General features: G+C 66.0%; 20 protein-coding genes. 10 read left to right on the top strand and 10 right to left on the bottom strand.

Features of this window, described 5'->3' with window-relative positions; genetic code table 11:
- Positions 1-2 precede the first annotated feature (2 nt).
- Positions 3-254: a hypothetical protein gene (locus tag LG299_RS02495; RefSeq protein ID WP_404433210.1), complete on the bottom strand. Its 252-nt coding sequence runs from the start codon at positions 252-254 to the stop codon at positions 3-5.
- Between the two features lie 217 nt (positions 255-471).
- Between LG299_RS02495 and LG299_RS02490 the strand changes: the two genes are divergently transcribed.
- The 4 genes from LG299_RS02490 (at position 472) to LG299_RS02475 (ending at position 3,809) form a co-directional block, all read left to right on the top strand.
- Positions 472-996, top strand: a complete 525-nt coding sequence (locus tag LG299_RS02490) for a single-stranded DNA-binding protein (protein WP_404433208.1) — start codon at positions 472-474, stop codon at positions 994-996.
- A 43-nt stretch (positions 997-1,039) separates the two neighbouring features.
- Positions 1,040-1,564, top strand: coding sequence for a DUF6993 domain-containing protein (locus tag LG299_RS02485; RefSeq protein ID WP_404433206.1), 525 nt, complete (start codon positions 1,040-1,042; stop codon positions 1,562-1,564).
- 63 nt (positions 1,565-1,627) lie between these two features.
- Positions 1,628-3,307 carry an energy-dependent translational throttle protein EttA gene (gene ettA, locus LG299_RS02480; protein ID WP_404433204.1) on the top strand — a complete coding sequence of 560 codons (1,680 nt, stop codon included), beginning with the start codon at positions 1,628-1,630 and terminating at the stop codon, positions 3,305-3,307.
- Positions 3,308-3,326: 19 nt separating this feature from the next.
- The gene (locus LG299_RS02475; RefSeq protein WP_404433202.1) at positions 3,327-3,809 is read left to right on the top strand and encodes an acyl-CoA thioesterase; all 483 of its coding nucleotides are present in this window, start codon (positions 3,327-3,329) and stop codon (positions 3,807-3,809) included.
- A 17-nt stretch (positions 3,810-3,826) separates the two neighbouring features.
- On the opposite strand, the gene LG299_RS02470 is transcribed toward LG299_RS02475, so the two are convergent.
- Complete coding sequence (locus LG299_RS02470; RefSeq protein ID WP_404433200.1) at positions 3,827-4,720, bottom strand: acyl-CoA thioesterase; 894 nt, start codon at positions 4,718-4,720, stop codon at positions 3,827-3,829.
- Positions 4,721-4,740: 20 nt separating this feature from the next.
- Between LG299_RS02470 and LG299_RS02465 the strand changes: the two genes are divergently transcribed.
- The gene (locus LG299_RS02465; RefSeq protein ID WP_404433198.1) at positions 4,741-5,415 is read left to right on the top strand and encodes a hypothetical protein; all 675 of its coding nucleotides are present in this window, start codon (positions 4,741-4,743) and stop codon (positions 5,413-5,415) included.
- On the opposite strand, the gene LG299_RS02460 is transcribed toward LG299_RS02465, so the two are convergent.
- The 8 genes from LG299_RS02460 to pepN form a co-directional block, all read right to left on the bottom strand.
- Positions 5,412-7,082: an FAD-binding dehydrogenase gene (locus tag LG299_RS02460; protein ID WP_404433196.1), complete on the bottom strand. Its 1,671-nt coding sequence runs from the start codon at positions 7,080-7,082 to the stop codon at positions 5,412-5,414. The genes LG299_RS02465 and LG299_RS02460 overlap by 4 nt on opposite strands.
- Positions 7,083-7,116: 34 nt before the next feature.
- Positions 7,117-7,593 (bottom strand): globin, encoded by a 477-nt coding sequence (locus LG299_RS02455; RefSeq protein ID WP_404433194.1) that lies wholly within the window; start codon positions 7,591-7,593, stop codon positions 7,117-7,119.
- On the bottom strand, positions 7,590-8,669 hold the full coding sequence (locus LG299_RS02450; RefSeq protein WP_404433192.1) for a mechanosensitive ion channel family protein: 1,080 nt from the start codon (positions 8,667-8,669) through the stop codon (positions 7,590-7,592). The genes LG299_RS02455 and LG299_RS02450 overlap by 4 nt, the downstream gene beginning before the upstream one ends.
- 54 nt (positions 8,670-8,723) lie before the next feature.
- Complete coding sequence (locus LG299_RS02445; protein ID WP_404433190.1) at positions 8,724-9,380, bottom strand: response regulator; 657 nt, start codon at positions 9,378-9,380, stop codon at positions 8,724-8,726.
- Positions 9,373-10,629 carry a sensor histidine kinase gene (locus LG299_RS02440; RefSeq protein ID WP_404433188.1) on the bottom strand — a complete coding sequence of 419 codons (1,257 nt, stop codon included), beginning with the start codon at positions 10,627-10,629 and terminating at the stop codon, positions 9,373-9,375. Before LG299_RS02440 ends, LG299_RS02445 begins: the two co-directional genes overlap by 8 nt.
- 9 nt (positions 10,630-10,638) lie before the next feature.
- Positions 10,639-11,448, bottom strand: coding sequence for an ABC transporter permease (locus LG299_RS02435; protein WP_404433186.1), 810 nt, complete (start codon positions 11,446-11,448; stop codon positions 10,639-10,641).
- On the bottom strand, positions 11,445-12,356 hold the full coding sequence (locus tag LG299_RS02430) for an ABC transporter ATP-binding protein (RefSeq protein ID WP_404433184.1): 912 nt from the start codon (positions 12,354-12,356) through the stop codon (positions 11,445-11,447). The genes LG299_RS02435 and LG299_RS02430 overlap by 4 nt, the downstream gene beginning before the upstream one ends.
- 81 nt (positions 12,357-12,437) lie before the next feature.
- On the bottom strand, positions 12,438-14,984 hold the full coding sequence (pepN, locus tag LG299_RS02425) for an aminopeptidase N (RefSeq protein ID WP_404433182.1): 2,547 nt from the start codon (positions 14,982-14,984) through the stop codon (positions 12,438-12,440).
- 147 nt (positions 14,985-15,131) lie between these two features.
- On the opposite strand from pepN, the gene LG299_RS02420 reads away from it, so the two are divergent.
- From LG299_RS02420 to LG299_RS02400, 5 genes are read left to right on the top strand one after another with little or no spacing between them, the layout of a single operon-like run.
- Positions 15,132-16,325 carry a ferrochelatase gene (locus tag LG299_RS02420; protein WP_404433180.1) on the top strand — a complete coding sequence of 398 codons (1,194 nt, stop codon included), beginning with the start codon at positions 15,132-15,134 and terminating at the stop codon, positions 16,323-16,325.
- Between the two features lie 21 nt (positions 16,326-16,346).
- Positions 16,347-16,892, top strand: coding sequence for a ribose-5-phosphate isomerase (locus LG299_RS02415; protein ID WP_404433178.1), 546 nt, complete (start codon positions 16,347-16,349; stop codon positions 16,890-16,892).
- Positions 16,892-17,890 carry an Fpg/Nei family DNA glycosylase gene (locus LG299_RS02410; RefSeq protein ID WP_404433176.1) on the top strand — a complete coding sequence of 333 codons (999 nt, stop codon included), beginning with the start codon at positions 16,892-16,894 and terminating at the stop codon, positions 17,888-17,890. Before LG299_RS02415 ends, LG299_RS02410 begins: the two co-directional genes overlap by 1 nt.
- Positions 17,891-17,919: 29 nt before the next feature.
- Entirely contained in the window at positions 17,920-18,570 is a 651-nt protein-coding gene (locus tag LG299_RS02405) for an FMN-binding negative transcriptional regulator (RefSeq protein WP_404433174.1), read from the top strand.
- Positions 18,567-20,072 (top strand): amidohydrolase family protein, encoded by a 1,506-nt coding sequence (locus LG299_RS02400; RefSeq protein ID WP_404433172.1) that lies wholly within the window; start codon positions 18,567-18,569, stop codon positions 20,070-20,072. Before LG299_RS02405 ends, LG299_RS02400 begins: the two co-directional genes overlap by 4 nt.
- The last annotated feature ends 51 nt before the right edge of the window (positions 20,073-20,123 follow it).

Below are 20,123 nucleotides of genomic sequence, written 5' to 3'. Positions count from 1 at the left end.
GCTCAGCGGGTGAAACGGAGGCAATCGACCGCGTCGTCGGCTGACCAGAACTCGCCCACCGGTCGAAAAGTGTGGGTCTGCAACTGCAACACCCTTGCCTCGTAGCGGGTTCCCGCGTCTTCAGCCCGGGCGGCGAGATGGCCGATGACCCGACCGCCGGTGTCGATGACTCGCCAGAGTGCGGGCGCTGCGGGAGCGAGGCGCACCCGCGCGGCGGACGACAGTGTGGGTGCGGTGTGGATCGTGGGGTGCATTGCTACTCCTCTTCGTTCGAACATAGCTACGACCTCCGACATCGGACGCTGACACCTCTCCTCCCCAGCAGCCGCTTCGTGTGCACCCTTCCACAATCTGTATCCAGGCCCGGCCAGCGCGCTCGCCGGGGCCGCAATGTAGTTGCAGCAACGGTGTCCGGCGGGCACCCGGACACCGTCGCAGCCGGAGACCGTCTCCGGGACGAAAGGATGCGACATGACAGACAACATCACCATCACCGGCAACGTGGCGACGGTTCCCGAACTCAAGCACACGCCGACCGGCGTTCCCATCACGACCTTTCGTGTGGCCAGCGCCCAGCGGCGATTCGACCGCGCAACGGGGGCATGGGTGGACGCAGGGACGAACTGGTACTCCGTCTCCGCGTTCCGAGGACTCGCGGAGCACACCTACAAGTCCGTGAACAAGGGCGATCGGGTGCTGCTTACCGGGCGGCTCCGCCTGCGCGCGTGGGACACCGGGGTGAAGCAGGGAACGACGGCAGACATCGATGCAGAAGCGATCGGCCACGACCTGCTGTGGGGAACGACTCGATTTGAGAAGTCCGCCCGTCCGGGCTCACTCAGCCCGGCAGACATGGTTGGCGATGACGCGTTCCCGGGCGCGCCCGAAGACGGGCGTTCGGCAGAGTCCGCAGTCGCTGGCGACTGGGGTGCGCAGATCGAGGCACCGAACGATGCGCGCGAGCTGACCCACGACGACGCCCCCGTCCCGTTCTGAGCTCACAGCAAGTGCTCGGGGTGCCGCGCCCTAGACTCTCCCCGTGGCCCGACACCCCGAGCACTCTCGCACGCCATCCGGTCGTGCCGTGATCGCTGCGAGTGCAGTGATCACGATGGCACTCGTACTCGCGGGGTGCACAGGCGGCAGCCCCACGCCGACATCATCGGCGACGGCAGTGCCCGAGGCCACCGATTCAGCGCAGCCCACTCCGACGGCGACAGAGCCGGCGACGCCGACGTTCATCGACGGCGGAACTGCGGCCGAGAACCTTCCCGTTTTCACCGCTGTGGTGGACGAGATCTGGGCAACACCGTCACAAGTGACGGGTCGGGCATACATCGATGCGTTGGTCGCCGTCGGATTCGATCGGGCGGTGATGGAGCTGACCCCGGACGTATCGACGGTGGGGAATCCCGCCGAGAGCATCCAGTTCTCCGTGCGGATGGCCGATGAATGTCTCCTCGGACAGGTCGGTCCGGCCACGGGTGAACCTGTCACCATCGTCGCACCGATATTGGCCGAAGGCACGTGCCTGATCGGCGAGACCGTTCCTGTCGACGGATGACCAGCGTGAGGCCGGTAGGCTAGGACGCTGGATTCGTCACGCTGAGGAGAGTGTTTACACACTATGGCTGAGTACATCTACTCGATGGTTCGCGCACGCAAGGCTGTCGGTGACAAGCTCATCCTCGATGACGTCACGATGGCCTTCCTCCCGGGCGCGAAAATCGGCATGGTCGGCCCGAACGGTGCCGGAAAGTCGACGATTCTCAAGATCATGGCCGGGATGGACACGCCCTCCAACGGCGAAGCCAAGCTGAGCCCCGGGTTCACCGTCGGCATCCTCATGCAGGAGCCCGAGCTCGATGAGAGCAAGACCGTCCTCGAGAACATTCAGGACGGCATCGCCATCAAGGCGAAGGTCGATCGGTTCAACGAGATCTCCGCTCTCATGAGCGACCCCGATGCCGACTTCGACGCTCTCTTGTCCGAGATGGGAACCCTCCAGGAAGAGATCGATGCCGCGGACGCGTGGGACCTCGACTCCCAGCTCGAGCAGGCGATGGATGCTCTGCGCACACCGCCGGCTGACGCAGAAATCGGCCCGCTCTCGGGTGGTGAGAAGCGTCGCGTCGCACTGACCAAACTCCTGCTGCAGAAGCCCGACCTGCTGCTGCTCGACGAGCCCACCAACCACCTCGACGCCGAAAGTGTGCTGTGGCTTGAACAGCACCTCCAGAAGTACCCCGGCGCCGTAATCGCGATCACACACGACCGGTATTTCCTCGACAACGTCGCCGAATGGATCGCCGAAGTCGATCGCGGGCGTCTCATCGGCTACGAGGGGAACTACTCGACGTACCTAGAGAAGAAGGGTGAGCGCCTCGCGGTCCAGGGCAAGAAGGACGCCAAGCTCGCGAAGCGTCTCGCCGACGAACTCGACTGGGTCCGCTCGAACGCCAAGGGCCGCCAGGTCAAGTCCAAGGCTCGTCTCGCACGGTACGAAGAGATGGCCGCCGAGGCGGACCGGATGCGCAAGCTCGACTTCGACGAAATCGCGATCCCGCCGGGCCCGCGCCTGGGCGGCATCGTGATCGAGGCCAAAAAGCTCCAGAAGGGCTTCGACGGTCGCTCTCTCATCGACGGACTGTCGTTCAGCCTTCCGCCCAACGGCATCGTCGGCGTGATCGGTCCGAACGGAGTGGGTAAGACCACCCTCTTCAAGACGATCGTAGGCCTCGAGCCGCTCGACGGAGGCGACCTCAAGATTGGTGAGACGGTCAAGATCAGCTACGTCGATCAGTCGCGCTCCAATATCGACCCGAACAAAACGCTGTGGGAAGTCGTCTCGGACGGCCTCGACATCATCACCGTGGGCAAGATCGAGATCCCGTCGCGTGCCTATGTGTCGAAGTTCGGCTTCAAAGGCCCCGACCAGCAGAAGAAGGCCGGCGTCCTCTCCGGAGGCGAGCGCAACCGCCTCAACCTCGCGCTCACGTTGAAGGAGGGCGGCAACTTGCTCCTCCTCGACGAGCCGACGAACGACCTCGACGTGGAGACCCTGCAGTCGCTCGAGAACGCGCTGCTGGAGTTCCCCGGCTGCGCGGTGGTCATCACTCACGACCGGTGGTTCCTCGACCGCATCGCAACGCACATCCTCGCGTACGAGGGCACCGACGAGAACCCCGACAAGTGGTACTGGTTCGAGGGCAACTTCGACTCCTACGAGGAGAACAAAATCGAGCGACTCGGCGCTGACGCGGCGAAGCCGCATCGATCGGCGTACCGCAAGCTCACCCGCGACTGACCCGAACGGTACTGGTCCCGTGACGCGGCTGCACATCCCGATCCACCTCCGTTGGGGAGACCTCGACGCGTTCAATCACGTCAACAACACGTCGATGCTCAAACTGCTCGAAGAAGCGCGCGTGCGAGCGTTCTGGTCGCCCGATCCCGGTGAGACGGCACCGTCGACAGCCGTGCTCGACTCGAGCATCCAGAGCGGCGTCCTCACACTGATCGCGCGCCAAGAGATCGAATACCTTGCGCCCGTGCCCTACCAGCGCGATCCGCTCGACGTGCAGCTGTGGTTCGGCAAGCTGGGCGGTTCGAGTATCGACGTCTGCTATGAAGTCTGCAGCCCGTTGGAGACCATCGCCCAGGGCCGTCAGGTCGTCTACGCGCGCGCAACTTCCGTAGTTGTGAAGGCGGATGCTACGACCGGGCGCCCGATCCGGATCACGCCCGCAGAGCGAGCAGCCTGGGAGCCGTTCCTCGGCGACCCCATCGTGTACGCCCACCGCCGTTAGGCGGCGTTGGCGCACGCTCAGGTTGTCTGATCCGGCAACCGGACCATCACCTCCTGGGCGACGCTCGCGAGCAACGAACCGTCCTGAGAGAAGATCCGCCCCGTCGCAAGCCCGCGGCCACCGCGAGCGTTGGGAGACTCCTGCGCGTAGAGCACCCATTCGTCGACGCGCCCGAAACGGTGCCACCACATCGCATGATCGAGGCTGGCGACCTTCAGCCCCGGCGTCGCCCATGCCACCCCGTGCGCACGGAGGATCGATTCCTGAATCGTGAGATCGCTCAGGTATGCCAGCACCGCGCGGTGCACGGCGGGGGTGTCGGTGATAGGGCGCCGGACGCGCATCCAGACAGCCTGGCTCGGCCTGCGTTCGGCGTCAGCGGTGAGGTAGATCGGTCCGGGCACATGCCGAAGGTCGACCGGCCGGTCGGTGAACATGCGCTTGGACAGCGGATGCATGCCTTCGAGATGCGTCTCGAGGTCAGGCAGCTCATCCGGCGCAGGAACGCCCTCGGGCATCGCCGTCTGATGCTCGACACCAGGGTCTTCGTCCTGGAATGAGGCGATCATCGAGAAGATCGGCACGCCCTCCTGAAACGCCTGCGTACGTCGGGTGGAAAACGACCGACCATCGTGAATGCGGTCGACGGCAAAGGTGATCCCCTTGGACGAGTCGCCGGGGCGCAGAAAGTAGCCGTGCATGGAGTGCACGCTGCGGTCGTCGGGGAGAGTGCGCGAGGCCGCGACGATCGATTGAGCGAGAACTTGACCGCCATAGACACGACCCAAAGGCATCGACTGGGACGCGCCAGTGAAGATGTCTTCAGTCGTGCGGGCATCAGAGGCCGCCAGGTCCAAGACAGCGAGCATCGAGGCGACAGGGTCGCTCTGGTCATCACCGGGGAGAGTCATCGCTTGGTAGTTTAGGGCTGATGTCGCAACCACTTTTGTTCGCTGACCCCCTCGCCGCAGCCGATGCTCTGACCTTCGCCGGTCGCGCCGCCCCGCTGGGCGATGGAGCGGTGAGATTGCGCGCCGCCGACGGCGTACTTGTGATGACCAGCGCACCCCTGGCACCGCGCGGACTCATGGACTCGACGCCGCTCGTTCTCGGGATGCGTGCGCTTGCGGTAGACCCCGAACTTGTCTGTGACCTCGTGGTCGAAGCATCCACCCTTCAGGCGTCAACCGACGACGCCCGGGCCGTCATCCTGCCCGACACCGCACTCGCGCCTTCATGGGCGGGAATCTCACCCCCGCGGGGCAGTTGGGTTGAGTCAGAGACGATCGCCGCCGCCACCCTGGCCACCCGCGCGCAGTGGGGGATCGCTGCGGTGGCCGAAGGCGTGCCCAAGGATGCGGGCGAAGACGCTGTTCGCGCGACGCGCGCAGCGGTCTGGGGCGTTCCCGACGCAGATCTTCACGGGCTCCCGCTCGGAGTGAGCTTCGCAGCCTATGCGCTGGGCTTCATCGCCGGCGAAGAGAACGCCGTCGTGCGCACCTCGGGCCCCTGGACGCGACTGACGCTCGCACGCGGACACGTCATCGTGCGCGGCCCTGCACGCAGCGGGCTCACCGAGGTTCGCGTAACGGGGACTGCTCGCTAGAGAGCGGCCGCGGCCGCTCGACCGGCCGCACGCCCCGAGAAGAGGCATCCGCCGAGGAACGTACCTTCCAGCGCTCGATAGCCGTGCACGCCACCGCCGCCGAAGCCGGCCGCTTCACCCGCCGCATACAGACCCGGGATCGCCTCACCGGCGGGTGCGAGCGCGCGGCTGAGAAGGTCGGTCTCGATGCCACCGAGCGACTTGCGCGTCAGCACGTGGAGCTTGACGGCGATGAGCGGGCCCGACTCGGGGTCAAGAATCTTGTGCGGGTTTGCTGTGCGGATGAGTTTGTCGCCCCGGTACGATCGCGCCGAGCGCAGCATCGCGATCTGGGCATCTTTGGTGAAGTCGTTGTCCAACTCACGATCACGCGCTTCGAGCTCGAACCGCACCCGAGCACCGTCGAGTGCTTCTCCGCCCGGCAGCGCCTTCATGCCCGCGATGAGTTCATCGAGCGTGTTCTTCACGACGAAGTCGGCTCCCTTGTTCATGAACGCCTGAACGGGCCCTGCGGCCCCCTTGCCCAGTCGCGACTTCATCAGGAGCGGCAGGTCTTTGCCGGTCAGATCGGGGTTCTGTTCGCTCCCCGAGAGGGTGAATTCCTTCTCGATGATCTTCTGCGACAGCACGAACCACGAGTGGTCGTACCCCGTCGAGCGCAGGTGCGCGAGAGTGCCGAGAGTGTCGAAGCCAGGAAAGAGCGGAATCGGCAGACGTTTGCCCGTCGCATCCAGCCATACCGATGACGGACCGGGCAGAATGCGGATGCCGTGACCAGGCCAGATCGGATCCCAGTTCTGAATCCCCTCGACGTAGTGCCACATGCGGTCACCGTTGATCAGTCGCGCACCGGCGCTCTCGGTGATATCGAGCATCGACCCATCCACGAAGGCCGGGACACCGGTGACCATCGTCTGCGGTGCAGTGCCGAGCCGTTCGGGCCAGTTCTTGCGCACGAGATCGTGATTGCCGCCAATACCGCCCGATGACACGATCGTCGCACCAGCGGTCACCTCGAAACTGCCGACGACCTCGCGGGAGGAGACGTATCCTCGCGCTGCACCCGAGGGCGCCAGGACGTCGCCTACCGCACCGGTCACTGTTCCACCCGCAGAGGTCAGGGCCGTGACCTTGTGGCGCGGCAGGATCGTGATGCGTCCTGCGGCTTCTCCCTCTTCGACCGCAGCGTGGAAGGACGCGACGATGCCGGGCCCGGTACCCCACGTGATGTGAAATCGCGGGACCGAGTTGCCGGGCCCGGTTGCGGTGTACCCACCGCGCTCTGCCCATCCGACGACCGGGAAGAAGCCCACTCCACGCTCGCGGAGCCAGGCGCGCTTCTCGTGATGGGCGAACTGGAGATACGCCTCAGCCCACTGCCGGGGCCAGGCGTCTTCGTCTCGATCGAATCCGGCTGTTCCGAACCAGTCCTGGCGGGCGAGATCGATGGAGTCTTTGATGCCCATGCGACGCTGCTCGGGGGAGTCGATGAAGAACAAGCCGCCGAATGACCACCACGCCTGGCCACCGAGGTTCGTGCGCGGCTCTTGATCGACGATCACGACCTTCTTGCCGGCCGCGGCGGCTTCTCCCGCGGCAACGAGGCCAGCGAGACCCCAACCGATCACGAGCAGGTCGGTGGAGTGCGTGGTGGGGGATGCGGACACGAGTCGACTCCTTCGTCGAAGGGCTGAGCTGAGGTTACGGTGCGGAACCGGGGGGCTCCGTCGGGGGATGAAGGGGAAAGGATGCCGCGGCGCGGCCGTCGCTCGCGGGTCCGATGCCGCTCGGCTCGAACGTGTTGACCATGGCGTACGCGGCGCGCTCCAGGTAGTCCCAGAGCGTTGCCTCGTGGAGCGGCGACAGACCGATTGCGTCGACGGCTCTGCGCATGTGCATGAGCCAGCGGTCACGGGCGTCGGGGTTCACGTGGAAGGCCGCGTGCCGCATACGCAGGCGTGGGTGACCGCGGTCCTGGCTATAGGTCGAGGGTCCACCCCAGTACTGCTCGAGGAACAGAGTCAGGCGTTCCTTCGCCGGTCCGAGATCTTCTTCGGGATACATCGGCCGAAGAACCTCGTCCTCTGCCACACCGACGTAGAAGGCATCCACAAGACGGACAAAGGTGTCATGCCCGCCGATCTCGTCGTAGAAAGAGAGTGGTTGATCGTCGGTCACGGCGACACGTCCGGGGGTGTGACGGGTTTGGTGGCCTGAGATCTCGCAGGCTTCTTCGGCTTCCAGACAGCGCCGTCGGCGCCCGTGGTCACCGGTGTCGGCTTGGTCTTCGGCGGGTTGGCGCCCCGCACGCGTCCGGCACCTTCGAGTCCCGACAGCATGATGGAGTTGAGCTGCGGCAGGGTGATGCCCGCACCGTCCATCGCCCGCTTCAGACGCATCCGAAGCTCACGTGCGACATCGTCCTTCGCGTTCGCACGCGTCTTCATCACCAGGCGAATCACCAACGCATCTCCCGACACCGACTCCAGTCCCCAGACTTCGGGGTGCTCGAGCACGCGTGTGCGCCACTTGGGATCTTTTTCCAGCGACTTGGCCGCCTCGAGCATGATCTTTTCGACCTCGTCGATGTCTGCATCCACCGGAACGGCCATATCGATGATGACGCGAGACCAGCCCTGGGACATGTTGCCGATCCGTGTCACCTCGCCGTTTCGCACGTACCAGAGTGTGCCGTTGACGTCCCGCACACTCGTGACCCGCACGCTGACGTATTCAACGATTCCCGTGGCGAGGCCGAGGTCGACGACGTCGCCGATGCCGACCTGGTCTTCGGCAACGATGAAGATGCCGTTGAGCACGTCCTTGACGATGTTCTGGGCGCCGAAGCCGAGTCCCGCGCCCACAGCGGCAGTCAGCAGCGTGAGGGACCCCAGAGCGTTGGGGGCCAGAAGGTTGATGATCAGCATCAGACCGATCACCACGATCGCCACATTGACGATGTTCTGCAGAATCGATCCGAGCGTGCGCGTTCGCTGTACGAGGCGCACTGCTGCCAGCGGCGAACGCTCCAAGGACTGGGTGTCGTCGACGTTGGCTTTGTTCTTCGCACCGTTGACGATGCGACTGACGACCCGCCGAATGACCAGTTTCAGCACCCATGCAAGCACGAGCGCGCCGATCACGATGCCCGCGACCGTCAACAGGTTCCATCCAACCGAAGTCAGGAGGGCGAGCGTCTGTTCCCATAGCGTCGAAGGGGGAGCGGGCGTCGTGCTGAGAAGTAATCCGTCCATCGCCAACGATCCTAACGTCGCCCGGCTGGACAGTGACTGGTCCCCGGGACCCACTCAGCGGGCGAGACCGTTCTCGTAGGCGAAGATCACCGCGTGCACCCGATCGCGTGCGCCGATCTTCGCGAGGACGCGGCCCACGTGGGTCTTGACCGTGGACTCGGCCACTGACAGCCGCTGCGCGATCTCGCCGTTGCTGAGACCTTCGGCGATCGCGAGGAGCACGTCGTGCTCGCGATCGGTGAGGGCAGCTGCGGAGAGGGCGTCCCCGTCGCCGCACGGCAGCCTGTCACCCAGCAGTTCGAGCATGCGCCTGGTGACACGAGGGGACGTGACGGCGTCGCCCTGGTGGACGGCCCGGATTGCAGCGAGAAGTTCGTGGGCGTGCGCATCCTTCAGAAGGAAGCCGCTGGCGCCCGCGCGGAGAGCCGCGAACGCGTATTCATCGAGGTCGAAGGTCGTCAGGATGAGGACGCGGATGCGCGGATGCAGGTCAAGGATGCGGCGAGTGGCCGCGATCCCGTCGACGCCCGGCATCCGAACGTCCATGAGGACCACGTCCGGCTGAAGTGAGGACGCCTTCGCGACGGCGTCCTCTCCATCGGCCGCCTCACCGACGACCTCCAAGTCGGGTTCGGATTCGAGCACCATCCGGAATCCCATGCGGATCAGCGGCTGATCGTCGACGGTGAGGATCCTGATCCGGCTAGTCATCGCGGTCGTCTCTTCCCGGCATCCACGCGCGAAGCCGCCATGTTCCGGATGCAGGAGACCCGGCATCCATCGTTCCCCCGACGTGGTCCACCCTCTCTTGAAGGCCGCGCAGGCCGAGGCCGGCGCCTTCTGACGGCGCGTCGGGCACGGCGCCGTCGTTCTCGATCGACACCTGCGTCCCCGCGGCGCCATAGACCACGCTCACCCGGATGGTGGATGGCCGCCGCGAGTAGCGGATCGCATTGGTGAGCCCCTCCTTCACGATACGCACGAGCGCAAGCGCCACGGCCGGCGTCACATCCGCAACCCCGGTCACATTCAGCGTTACGGGGGCGCCCGTTGCGCGCGCCTGTGCGACCACATCGTGCACCGAGACCTGGCCGAGCGGGGCCAGCGGCACCAACGAGTCGTCGTCACGAAGTACGCCCAGCATCACCCGCATCTCTGCCAGCGCGACACGCGCCGTGCGGGCGATCGCTCGGGTCGCCTCGGACGCCCGTGCAGCGTCGTCTGTCGCCGTCGCGCCTTCGGCGAGGGCGACGACCACCGTGAGCGAATGCGAGACGATGTCGTGCATCTCACGGGCGATCCGCGTGCGCTCGGCCGCGGCGGCGAGTCGCGCCTGCTGGTCCCGCTCAATCAGGAGTTGGCGCGAGCGCTCGATCAGCGCGTCGAGATACCTGCGCCGGTTGCCGACGTTCACCCCGACGAGTGCGCCGATGAGCAGGAGCACGATTGCGCTGACATCGACGTTCACCTGCATCCCCCATGACGAGGAGTCCAGCAGAATGCGCACGAGCGTCTGAGTGGCGATGAGGGCTGATGCGGCACCGAAGGCGATCCAGCACGCCCGTGCGGTGCGGTAGACAGCGATGGAGTACAGCGCGATGAGTGCGGCCGGGCCGCCCATCGCCGCTCCTGGAGTCGGGTCAGCGCCGAGGAACGGGAGCAAAGAGATCACGAAGACCCCGATGGGCCACCTGCGGCGCCAGACGAGTGCCGCGCACCCGAGGGTCGATAAAGCGAATCCGGCGGCGACCGACCATCCGCTGACGGGATCGGGTACGGGACCTCGGACGAAGATCGCGGGAAGGGTGAGAAGCAGCGCGACCACTGCGATGAGGATGTCGGCAAGGAGCGGATGCCTCGACCAGAACCGTCGGATCACCCCGGGCGGACGCGGCAGCCGCAGTTCGTCCTCAGCGGGAGGGACTCCCGTGCCGGGGACGAACTGCGGCTGTGCGGGCACTGATCGACTCTACGCGTCGCGCGTCTTGAGCACCGCGTAGCCACCGAGGATGAGGACCGCGACCCATCCCACCAGGGCGAGAAGCGACGGGAGGACGTCCTGGGCACCGGGCGTGGAGAGCGCGGCGGAGGCGTTCATGGGGAGGTACTCCCCGAGGTCGACGATCCAGCGCCACGATTCGCCCGCGATGGTGAACAGGCTGGTCACGATGGGGAGAACGAACAGGAGCGCGACAGTCGCGGCGATCGCGCCGGCGCCGTTGCGGACGATGAAGCCCCAGCCGACGCCGATGAGCGCGAACGAGATCATCGACAACACGCCGTAGGCGAGCGGAGTCACCGAGTTCGCTGCGTCGGTCCAGTCGATCTGCTCACTGAGCAGGGGCGCGGTCGTACCGATCGCGATCGCATAGCTCACAATGGTCGCCCCGCCCATGAGCAGGGCGACGACGACGGCCTTCGCAGCAAGGACGGCGCCGCGCCGCGGCTCCGCGGCCAACGTCGAACGGATCATCCCGGTCGAGTACTCGCCCGTGACGGCGATCGCGCCGAGAATCCCCGCGACGAGCATCGTGAACTGGGTCGGCATGAGGATCGAACTCACCGCTGGGAAGCCCGGGCCGAACTCCGCCGACGCCGACGCGATCATGGTCGCGATGCCGACTGACAGGAACACAGCGATGCCGAGGGACCACCACGTGGATCGGAGACTGCTCAGCTTGATCAATTCGCTCCGCACAACGCGGAGGAACGTGACCCGGTGGACGGTGTCGGTCGGTGCGGTCGTAGAAGGTGTGGTGGGTGCGGTCAGGATGCTCATGCGATCTCCTTCGTCTTGTATTCGACGTCGTCACCGGTGAGGCTGAGATACGCGTCTTCGAGGGTCCCCGAGGCGGGGGTGAGTTCGTGGAGGGCGATACCGCGGGCTGCGGCGATGTCGCCGATCTCGTCAGCCGGAACGCCTTCGATGTCCATGACACCTTCGGCGACGTGGGTCACCGATACGTCCGCGCCCGCGATCAACTCAGCGAGTTCGAGCGCGCGGGGGCTGCGCACCCGCACCGTCGCCCGCGTCCACCGGCGCAGAAGGTCGTCCACGGGAGCGTCGGCGAGTACGCGTCCGCGCCCGAGCACGATGATGTGGTCGGCAGTGAGCGCCATCTCGCTCATCAGATGGCTTGACAGCAGCACCGTCTTCCCCTGGGAGGCAGCATGGCGGACGAAGCGTCGCACCCAGAGGACGCCCTCCGGGTCGAGACCGTTCACGGGCTCGTCGAGGATGAGTGTGTGCGGGTCGCCGAGCAGCGCAGCCGCGATGCCGAGTCGCTGACCCATGCCGAGCGAGAACCCGCCTGCGCGTTTGCGGGCGACCGACGAGAGCCCGGTAAGTTCGATCACCTCGTCGACACGACTGAGCGGGAGTCCGTGTGTCGCCGCCATCGCGCGCAAGTGGTTGCGCGCCGAACGGCCGGTGTGGACGGCCTTGGCGTCCAGGAGCACCCCGACCTCGGTCAACGGGGACCGTAGGTCGGTGTAGCGCTTCCCGTTCACCGTCACACGTCCTGCCGTGGGGCGGTCCAACCCCACGATCATCCGCATCGTGGTGGACTTGCCTGCGCCGTTGGGCCCGAGGAATCCGGTTACCTTGCCCGGCTGCACGGCGAAACTCACATCGGAGACGGCGTGCTTGGCTCCGAAGCTCTTGCTGAGGCTTTCTGCGACGATCATGCTTCGACGCTACGAGATGACCTCCCTCCGTCGCATCGGTCGGGAGGGGGGTCTTCTCAGCGTGGGCGTCGTACCGCGGTACTACTGCGCGTCGCGGTCCTGCACAGATAGTGCGCGTTCGACTCCAGCGAGATTCTCGTTCACCAGGCGGCGGAGCGCGGGGGCGGCGTCGAGGTTGGCGGAGAGCCATCCGCGCGTGGCGTCGCGAAGCTCGAGGTTCGCGAGCGCCGCGGGGTAGAGCCCCACGATGAGGTACTGGGCGATCTGGTAGCTCCGCCCGTTCCAGATCGGGAGCAACATATCGAAGTACGGCTCGACGAAATCGCCGAGAACGTCCACTCCCGCGGGGTGCACAAGCCCGAGCGCTGCCGACCGAACGATCGTGTTCGGCAGGTCATCGTCATCGATCAGCGAGTCCCACGCCACACGCTTTGCCGCAGCATCCGGAACCGCAGCCTTCGCCTGCGCGGCGAATTCGCCACCCTTCGCGGTGTTGTCAGCAGCGAGCGCGGTGTCGATGTCGGAGCTCGTTACGACCCCACCCGCGGCAAGCGAGACCAGCAGCGCCCACGACAGGTCGGTGTCGATCTCGAGTTCGTCGAAGCTGATCTCTCCGTCGCGCACCTGACGCACACGCTCCCACTGAGCAGCCGTTGAGGCTGCGGTGGAGAACGCGGTGACGAACTGCAGCTGGCTGTCGCTTCCGGCCGGCGCGCTCAGCGCCAGAGCCCACAGTCCCTCAGCGACTTTCTCGCGCGATGCCGAACGCTTCTCGGGCGCAACGTAGGCGTTCGCGGCGAGCTGCAGCTGCGCGAGTGTCGTGCGCACGGTTGTCGACTCGGTCTCGGCGGCGATGTTGCCGAGAACGAGATCGATGTAGTCGCTGGCGGATGCTTCGGCGTCACGCGTCTGGTCCCACGCGGCACCCCACACCAGCGAACGAGCGAGGGGGTCAGTGATCTTGCCGAGATGCGCAATCGCGGTCTTCAGCGACCTCTCGTCGAGGCGGATCTTCGCGTACGCGAGGTCCTCATCGTTGAGCAACACCAGATCGGGTCGCACAAGACCCTTCAGGTCGGGGACTTCGGTCAGGTCGCCGTCGACATCGAGCTCGATGTGGTGCACTCGCACGAGAGCGTCGCCGTCGAGGTTATAGAAGCCGACGCCGAGGCGGTGCGGGCGAATGGTCGCGTAATCCGCTGGAGCGGTCTGCACGATCGCGAAGCGCGTGATCGTCCCCGACGAGTCCGCGACGATCTCGGGCGCGAGGGTGTTGACGCCCGCGGTTTCGAGCCACTTCTTGGACCAGCTCGACAATTCGCGGCCACTCGTGGCCTCGAGCTCGGTGAGCAGATCGCTGAGCTCGGTGTTGCCCCACGCGTTCTTCTTGAAGTACGCGGCGACACCGGCGAAGAACTCTTCGATACCGACCCAGGCGGCGAGCTGCTTGAGCACCGAGCCACCCTTGGCGTAGGTGATGCCGTCGAAATTCACCTGCACGTCTTCGAGATCGTTGATCTCTGCGACGACCGGGTGCGTCGAGGGGAGCTGATCCTGGCGGTACGCCCAGGTCTTCTCCATTGCGTTGAAGGTCGTCCACGCCTCGGTCCACTCGGTGGCCTCGGCGGTCGCGATAGTCGATGCCCACTCAGCGAAGGACTCGTTGAGCCACAGGCCATCCCACCACTTCATCGTGACGAGGTCACCGAACCACATGTGGGCGAGCTCGTGCAGGATCGTGACCACGCGACGCTCCTTGATGGCGTCGGTCACCTTGCTGCGGAAGACGTAGGACTCCGTGAACGTCACGGCGCCGGCGTTCTCCATCGCACCCGCGTTGAACTCGGGAACGAAGAGCTGGTCGTATTTGGCGAACGGGTAGGGGAAGTCGAACTTCTCCTCGAAGTAGGCGAACCCCTGGCGCGTCTTCTCGAAGACGTAGTCGGCGTCGAGGTACTGCCACAGGCTCTTGCGGGCGTACACACCGAGCGGGATCGTGCGTCCGGAGGCGCTGGTCAGCTCAGAGAACGTCGACTCGTAGGGACCGGCGATAAGCGCCGTGATGTACGACGAGATGCGGGGAGTGGGCTCGAAGCTCCACGTCGCGGTTTCGTCGCCTGCGGACGTGGGCTGGGGCGTGGGGGAGTTGGAAACGACCTTCCACGCGGCAGGTGCGGTGATCGTGAACTGGAATGTCGCCTTGAGATCGGGCTGCTCGAACACTGCGAAGACACGGCGGGAGTCGGGCACCTCGAACTGCGAGTAGAGGTACACCTCGCCGTCGACGGGGTCAACGAAGCGATGCAGGCCCTCGCCCGTGTTGGTGTACATCGCATCGGCGACCACGACGAGTTCGTTCTCGTCCGCGAGGTCGTCCAGCGCGATGCGCGAATCGGCGAAGACGGCTGAAGGGTCGAGCGTGCGACGGTTGAGCGTGATCTCGTGCACATCGCGTGCGATCAGGTCGATGAAGGTCGAGGCCCCCGCAGTCGCGGAGAAGCGGACGACGCTGCGCGAACGGAACACCTCGGCTCCCGTTGTCAGGTCCAGCGACACCTCATACGAGTGGGTGTCGATGATCGCTCGGCGCTCCTGCGCTTCGATGCGGGTGAGGTTTTCTCCAGGCACTGATTGCTCCCATGGGTGTGGAATCGTCGCCGTGGCCTGGCGCTGCTGGCGCCGACGGCAACCGTCCTACCCTACGTCAGCCCGCGCGGTCCCTGCGGGTTCCGGCGCGAGCGCCGACCAGGTTCGTGGCGGTGTCAGGATGGTCAGGTGATCCCAGAAGCGCAAAAGCATGACGTGTCGGTGTTGCATGCGAGTCCGGCGGCCGCCGCAGGCCCCGCTCACGTCGAGGTTCCCGTCGCCTACGACGGTCTCCTCTTGGCCGGATTCGGCGGCCCAGAGGGCCAGGACGATGTCATCCCCTTCCTGCGCAATGTCACGCGGGGTCGGGGGATCCCCGACGAGCGACTCGAAGAGGTCGCGCATCACTACCGTCACTTCGGCGGCATCAGCCCGATCAACGCGCAGAACCGCTCGCTGAAAGCCGCGCTCGAGGCGGAGCTCGCACGCCGCACGATCGATCTGCCCGTCTACTGGGGAAATCGCAACTGGGCGCCGTACCTCGAAGAAGCGGTGACGGATGCCGCGGCATCCGGTCACACGAACCTGCTGGCACTCGCCACCAGCGCCTACTCATCGTTCTCGAGTTGTCGCCAGTACCGCGAAGACTTCGCGCGCGTGCTGGAGGCCACCGACCTCGCAGGCACGGTCACGATCGACAAGGTGCGGCAGTTCTTCGACCACCCTGGATTCGTACAACCGTTCATCGACGGCGTCCGCGATGCGGTCGCGGGGTTCCTCGACGAGGGCATATCCGCCGAGGCGATCCGAGTGCTGTTCTCGACCCACAGCATTCCGACGGCCGACGCCGAGCGCTCCGGCCCGCGTGATCGTGGCTTCGGTGACGGAGGGGCGTACGCCGCTCAGCACCTCGCCGTGGCAGAAGTCGTGATGGCTGCCGTCACCGCCGAGATTCCGGCGGCCGCACAGATCGGGTGGGAGCTCGTGTACCAGTCGCGATCGGGCCCGCCCACGCAACCGTGGCTCGAGCCGGACGTGAACGACGTCATCGCGGGCCTGCCCGCGGCAGGTGTCCAGGCCGTCGCCATCGTGCCGCTCGGATTCATGAGCGACCACATGGAAGTCCTCTGGGACCTCGATACGGAGGCAACGGATGCTGCGGCCGAGGCGGGGCTCCGCTCGGTTCGCACGCCGACCCCCGGCATCGATCCGACCTTCGTCGCGGGGCTCGTCGATCTCGTCGAGGAGCGGCTGAACGGCACCCCCTCCGCAGACCGTCCTCACGCCACCGCACTGGGACCCTGGTTCGATGTATGCCGTCCCGCATGCTGCGAGAACATCCGCGCCGGTTTCAAGCCCGCGGTCTCGGGCATCGCCCCGTGACCTCTCCATAGGATTAGTCCCATGCGCATCCATATCGCGACCGACCACGCAGGCCTCGAGTTCTCCACGCAGTTGCAGCACCACCTCGCCGAGCAGGGGCACGAGGTCATCGACCACGGGCCACTGAACTACGAGCCCCTCGATGACTACCCGGCGTTCTGCATCCGCGCCGCACAGTCCGTCATGCGCGATGAGGCCGACGGTGTCACGTCGCTCGGTGTGGTCTTCGGCGGATCCGGCAACGGTGAGCAGATCGCCGCGAACAAGGTCGCGGGCATCCGAGCCGCGTTGGTGTGGAGCATCGCCACGGCGGAGCTTGCCCGCGAACACAACGACGCGAACGTGATCGCCATCGGCGCCCGTCAGCACACGTTCGACCAGATCGCCTCGTTCATCGACCGCTTCATCGAGACACCGTTCTCGAACGAAGAGCGGCACGTGCGCCGCATCCGCCAGATCGCCGCGTTCGAAGACGATGGCAGCCTCGAGCCCGACCCGCGGGCAACCGCCGGCGGACCCGACGTCCTGGCGGCCGAAGACAGCTCGTTCGATCCCGAAGCCGGCTGATGCCGGAGGGACACTCCGTACATCGCATCTCTCGACAGTTCGACCGCAACATCGTCGGCCTAGCTGTGCACGCCTCGAGCCCCCAGGGCCGGTTCGCGGAAGGCGCGTCGATGATCGACGGCCGCACAGCCACGCAGGTGCGCGCGGTCGGCAAGCAGATGTTTCTCGAGTTCGACGACGACGTGTGGCTGCGCGTGCACCTCGGGATGTACGGAGCGTGGGACTTCGCGGGCGAGATTGTGGTCGACCCCACCATCGCGTCGGCGAACGGACGTATGGGGCAGACGAATCAACGCGGCACCGCAGTGGAAGGAGCGGTGATGGATTCTGCGGGCGAGAACTCACTGACATCGATCGGCGCTCCCCGGCGTGCACGCGTGCGCGTGCGCATGTCGGAACAGACAACCGGCCTCAACGATGAAGATCTGGAATGGCCTCCGCCCGTTGTGGGGCAAGTGCGTCTTCGGCTTCTCACGGAGATCACCTGCGCCGACCTCCGTGGACCCACGGCCTGCGAGCTTCAGACACCGGACGAGGTCGCCGCGACGATCGCAAAGCTCGGTCCCGACCCCCTCGTCGACGACATCGCGGAGGGTGAAGAGCGATTCGCTGCGGTGGTTGCACGCAAACCCACGCCGATCGGGCAGTTGCTGATGGATCAGTCGGTCGTGAGCGGAATCGGGAACGTCTATCGGGCCGAGATTCTCTTTCGAGCGCAGCAGAACCCGCATACGCCCGGGCGGGATGTGCCGGGCGAGGTTGTGCGGGGGATGTGGCGGGACTGGGTGCGGTTGCTCTCCGTCGGTGTCGAGACCGGCCAGATGATGACGATGGACGACCTCTCACCGGACCGCTACCGCAAGGCCATGGCGAGCCGAGACGATCGGCACTGGGTGTATCACCGCGCGGGGTTGCCTTGTCGAGTGTGCGGAACGACGATCGTCGTGGAAGAGATGGCAACCCGCAAGCTTTACTGGTGCCCGTCCTGCCAAACGTGAAGGTGGCACCGAACTCGTAGGCTCAAGTCATGCGCCAGAACCCGAGCTTTGCGATGACCGATATCGCCGAACTCCGCCGCCTGATCGAGGCGAACCCATGGATGACCCTCGTAAGCCAGACCGAGGACGGACTCGTCGCCTCGCACTACGCGGTGCTGCTCGACGACGAACGCGACGACCTCACGATCGTCGGCCATATGGGCAAACCCGATGACATGATCCACGGGCTCGGCGAGCGAGAACTCCTGGTCGTCGTCCAAGGACCGCATGGGTACATTTCGCCCGGTTGGTATGGCGGGGGTAGCCAGGTCCCCACGTGGAACTTCGTCTCGGCGCACTTGAGCGGTGTCCCCGAAGTCCTCACTGCCGAAGAGAATCTCGTCGTGCTCGAGAAGCTCGTCGAGCGTTTCGAGTCGCGGATGCCCGACCCGAGACTGATGTGGACGCCGCCCAACGATCCGGACTTCGTGCGCCGGCTCGAGCACGGAACGGTCGGGTTCCGCCTTACCCCGACGAAGGTTGTCGCGAAGCGCAAGCTCAGCCAGAACAAGACGCCTGAGGTCGTCGAGACGATTCTCGCCGAGCTTTCCGGCGATGGCCCCTACGCCAATCCGTCTCTTGTGGCCGAGATGCGCCGCGCTCACGACGCCCTCGCTGACGGACGGCGGTCGCACTCGTGAGCGATCGCGGCGCAACGATCGGCACGATTGCGAACGTGCGCATAGCGGGTGCCGGGCGCGAACTGCTCGTCGACGAGGGACCCTTCGACGTCTTCCTTGACAGCGGTGTGATCGCCGACATCGCGCCCGCTGGTGCGGTACGCCGTGTCGGTGAGGTACTCGACGCCAACGGAACGTGGATGATTCCGGGGCTGTGGGATCACCACGTCCATGTCGTGCAATGGGCGCTCATGGCCCAGCGCCAGGCGTTGGGACATGCCGCGTCGGCCGAAGAGGCGGCGCGGATCATGTCGTCGGCGCCGATCCTCGCAGACGGTCGCCGTGTCGGCACGGGCTTCCGCGACGCGCTGTGGCCGGACAGCCTCACCCTCGAAGCACTCGATTCTGCCACGGGCGCCGTGCCGACCTACCTGATCAACGCCGATGTGCACAGCGTGTGGCTCAACAGCGCCGCCTTGCGGCGCGAAGGGTTCACCGCCGAGGACGATGGCATCCTGCGCGAAGAGCCGGCCTTCGAGATCTCGCGGCGGCTGAACGCGGTAGACCCTGCGATCGGTGACCGCCTGGTCGCTCAGATGGCGCAGGCTGCCGCGGCCCGCGGCATCGTCGGGCTCGTCGATCTCGACATGGCCTGGAACGAAGAGGCTTGGGCCCGGCGTGTAAATGCAGGGTTCGATGTGATGAAGGTGGAGTTCGGGATCTACCCGGAGTTCCTGGATCGCGCCCTCGCGGAAGGACTTCGCACCGGCGACGTCGCGCGAGGCGCAGCATCCGACCTCGCCCGCGTCGGGTCGCTGAAGGTGATCACCGACGGATCGCTCGGTACCCGCACCGCGGCTTGCTCGCACAGTTACCCCGGCGATCCGCACAACCACGGACTGCTCACCGTCGACCCCTCCACGCTCATCGAGCTCATGACGCGCGCGACCGGTTCGGGGCTCTCCTGCGCAATCCACGCCATCGGCGATGTCGCGAACTCGCACGCACTCGATGCCTTCGCCGTGACGGGCGCGTGGGGCACCATCGAGCATGCTCAGCTCGTCGCCCACGCTGATATTCCGCGCTTCGGACGCCTCGGGGTGGGGGCGAGCGTACAACCCGAGCACGCGATCGACGATCGCGACATGACCGACTCGATCTGGGCGGACCAGACCGCGCTGCCCTACCCGCTGCGCTCGCTCGCTGACACCGGCGCCAACCTGCTTTTCGGTTCGGACGCGCCCGTCTCGCCGCTGGACCCGTGGGCAGCGATTGCGGGGGCGGTGTTCCGCACGCGCGATGGCCGAACGCCGTGGAGGTTGGAGCAGGGGGTGGATGCCGCCACCGCCGTGGCCGCCTCAACCTACGGCGGTTCGGCCCACGGTGCGCGCATCGAGGTCGGCGCACCCGCAGATCTCGCGCTGGTGGAACACGACCCGCTCGCCGCCGACGAAGGTCAGCTCCGCTCGATGCAGGTGTCGGCGACCCTGCTCAGCAGTCGCGTCACGCACAGCGGGGGATAGCCCCCGCAGGGCTTGGGGAGACCGTCGGATGCCGGTGACGAGGCGTGATCG

It is taken from the genome of Microbacterium lacus (genome assembly GCF_044794305.1).
Taxonomy (GTDB): Bacteria; Actinomycetota; Actinomycetes; order Actinomycetales; family Microbacteriaceae; genus Microbacterium; species Microbacterium lacus_B.
This window is presented reverse-complemented; position numbering and strand designations above follow the sequence as displayed.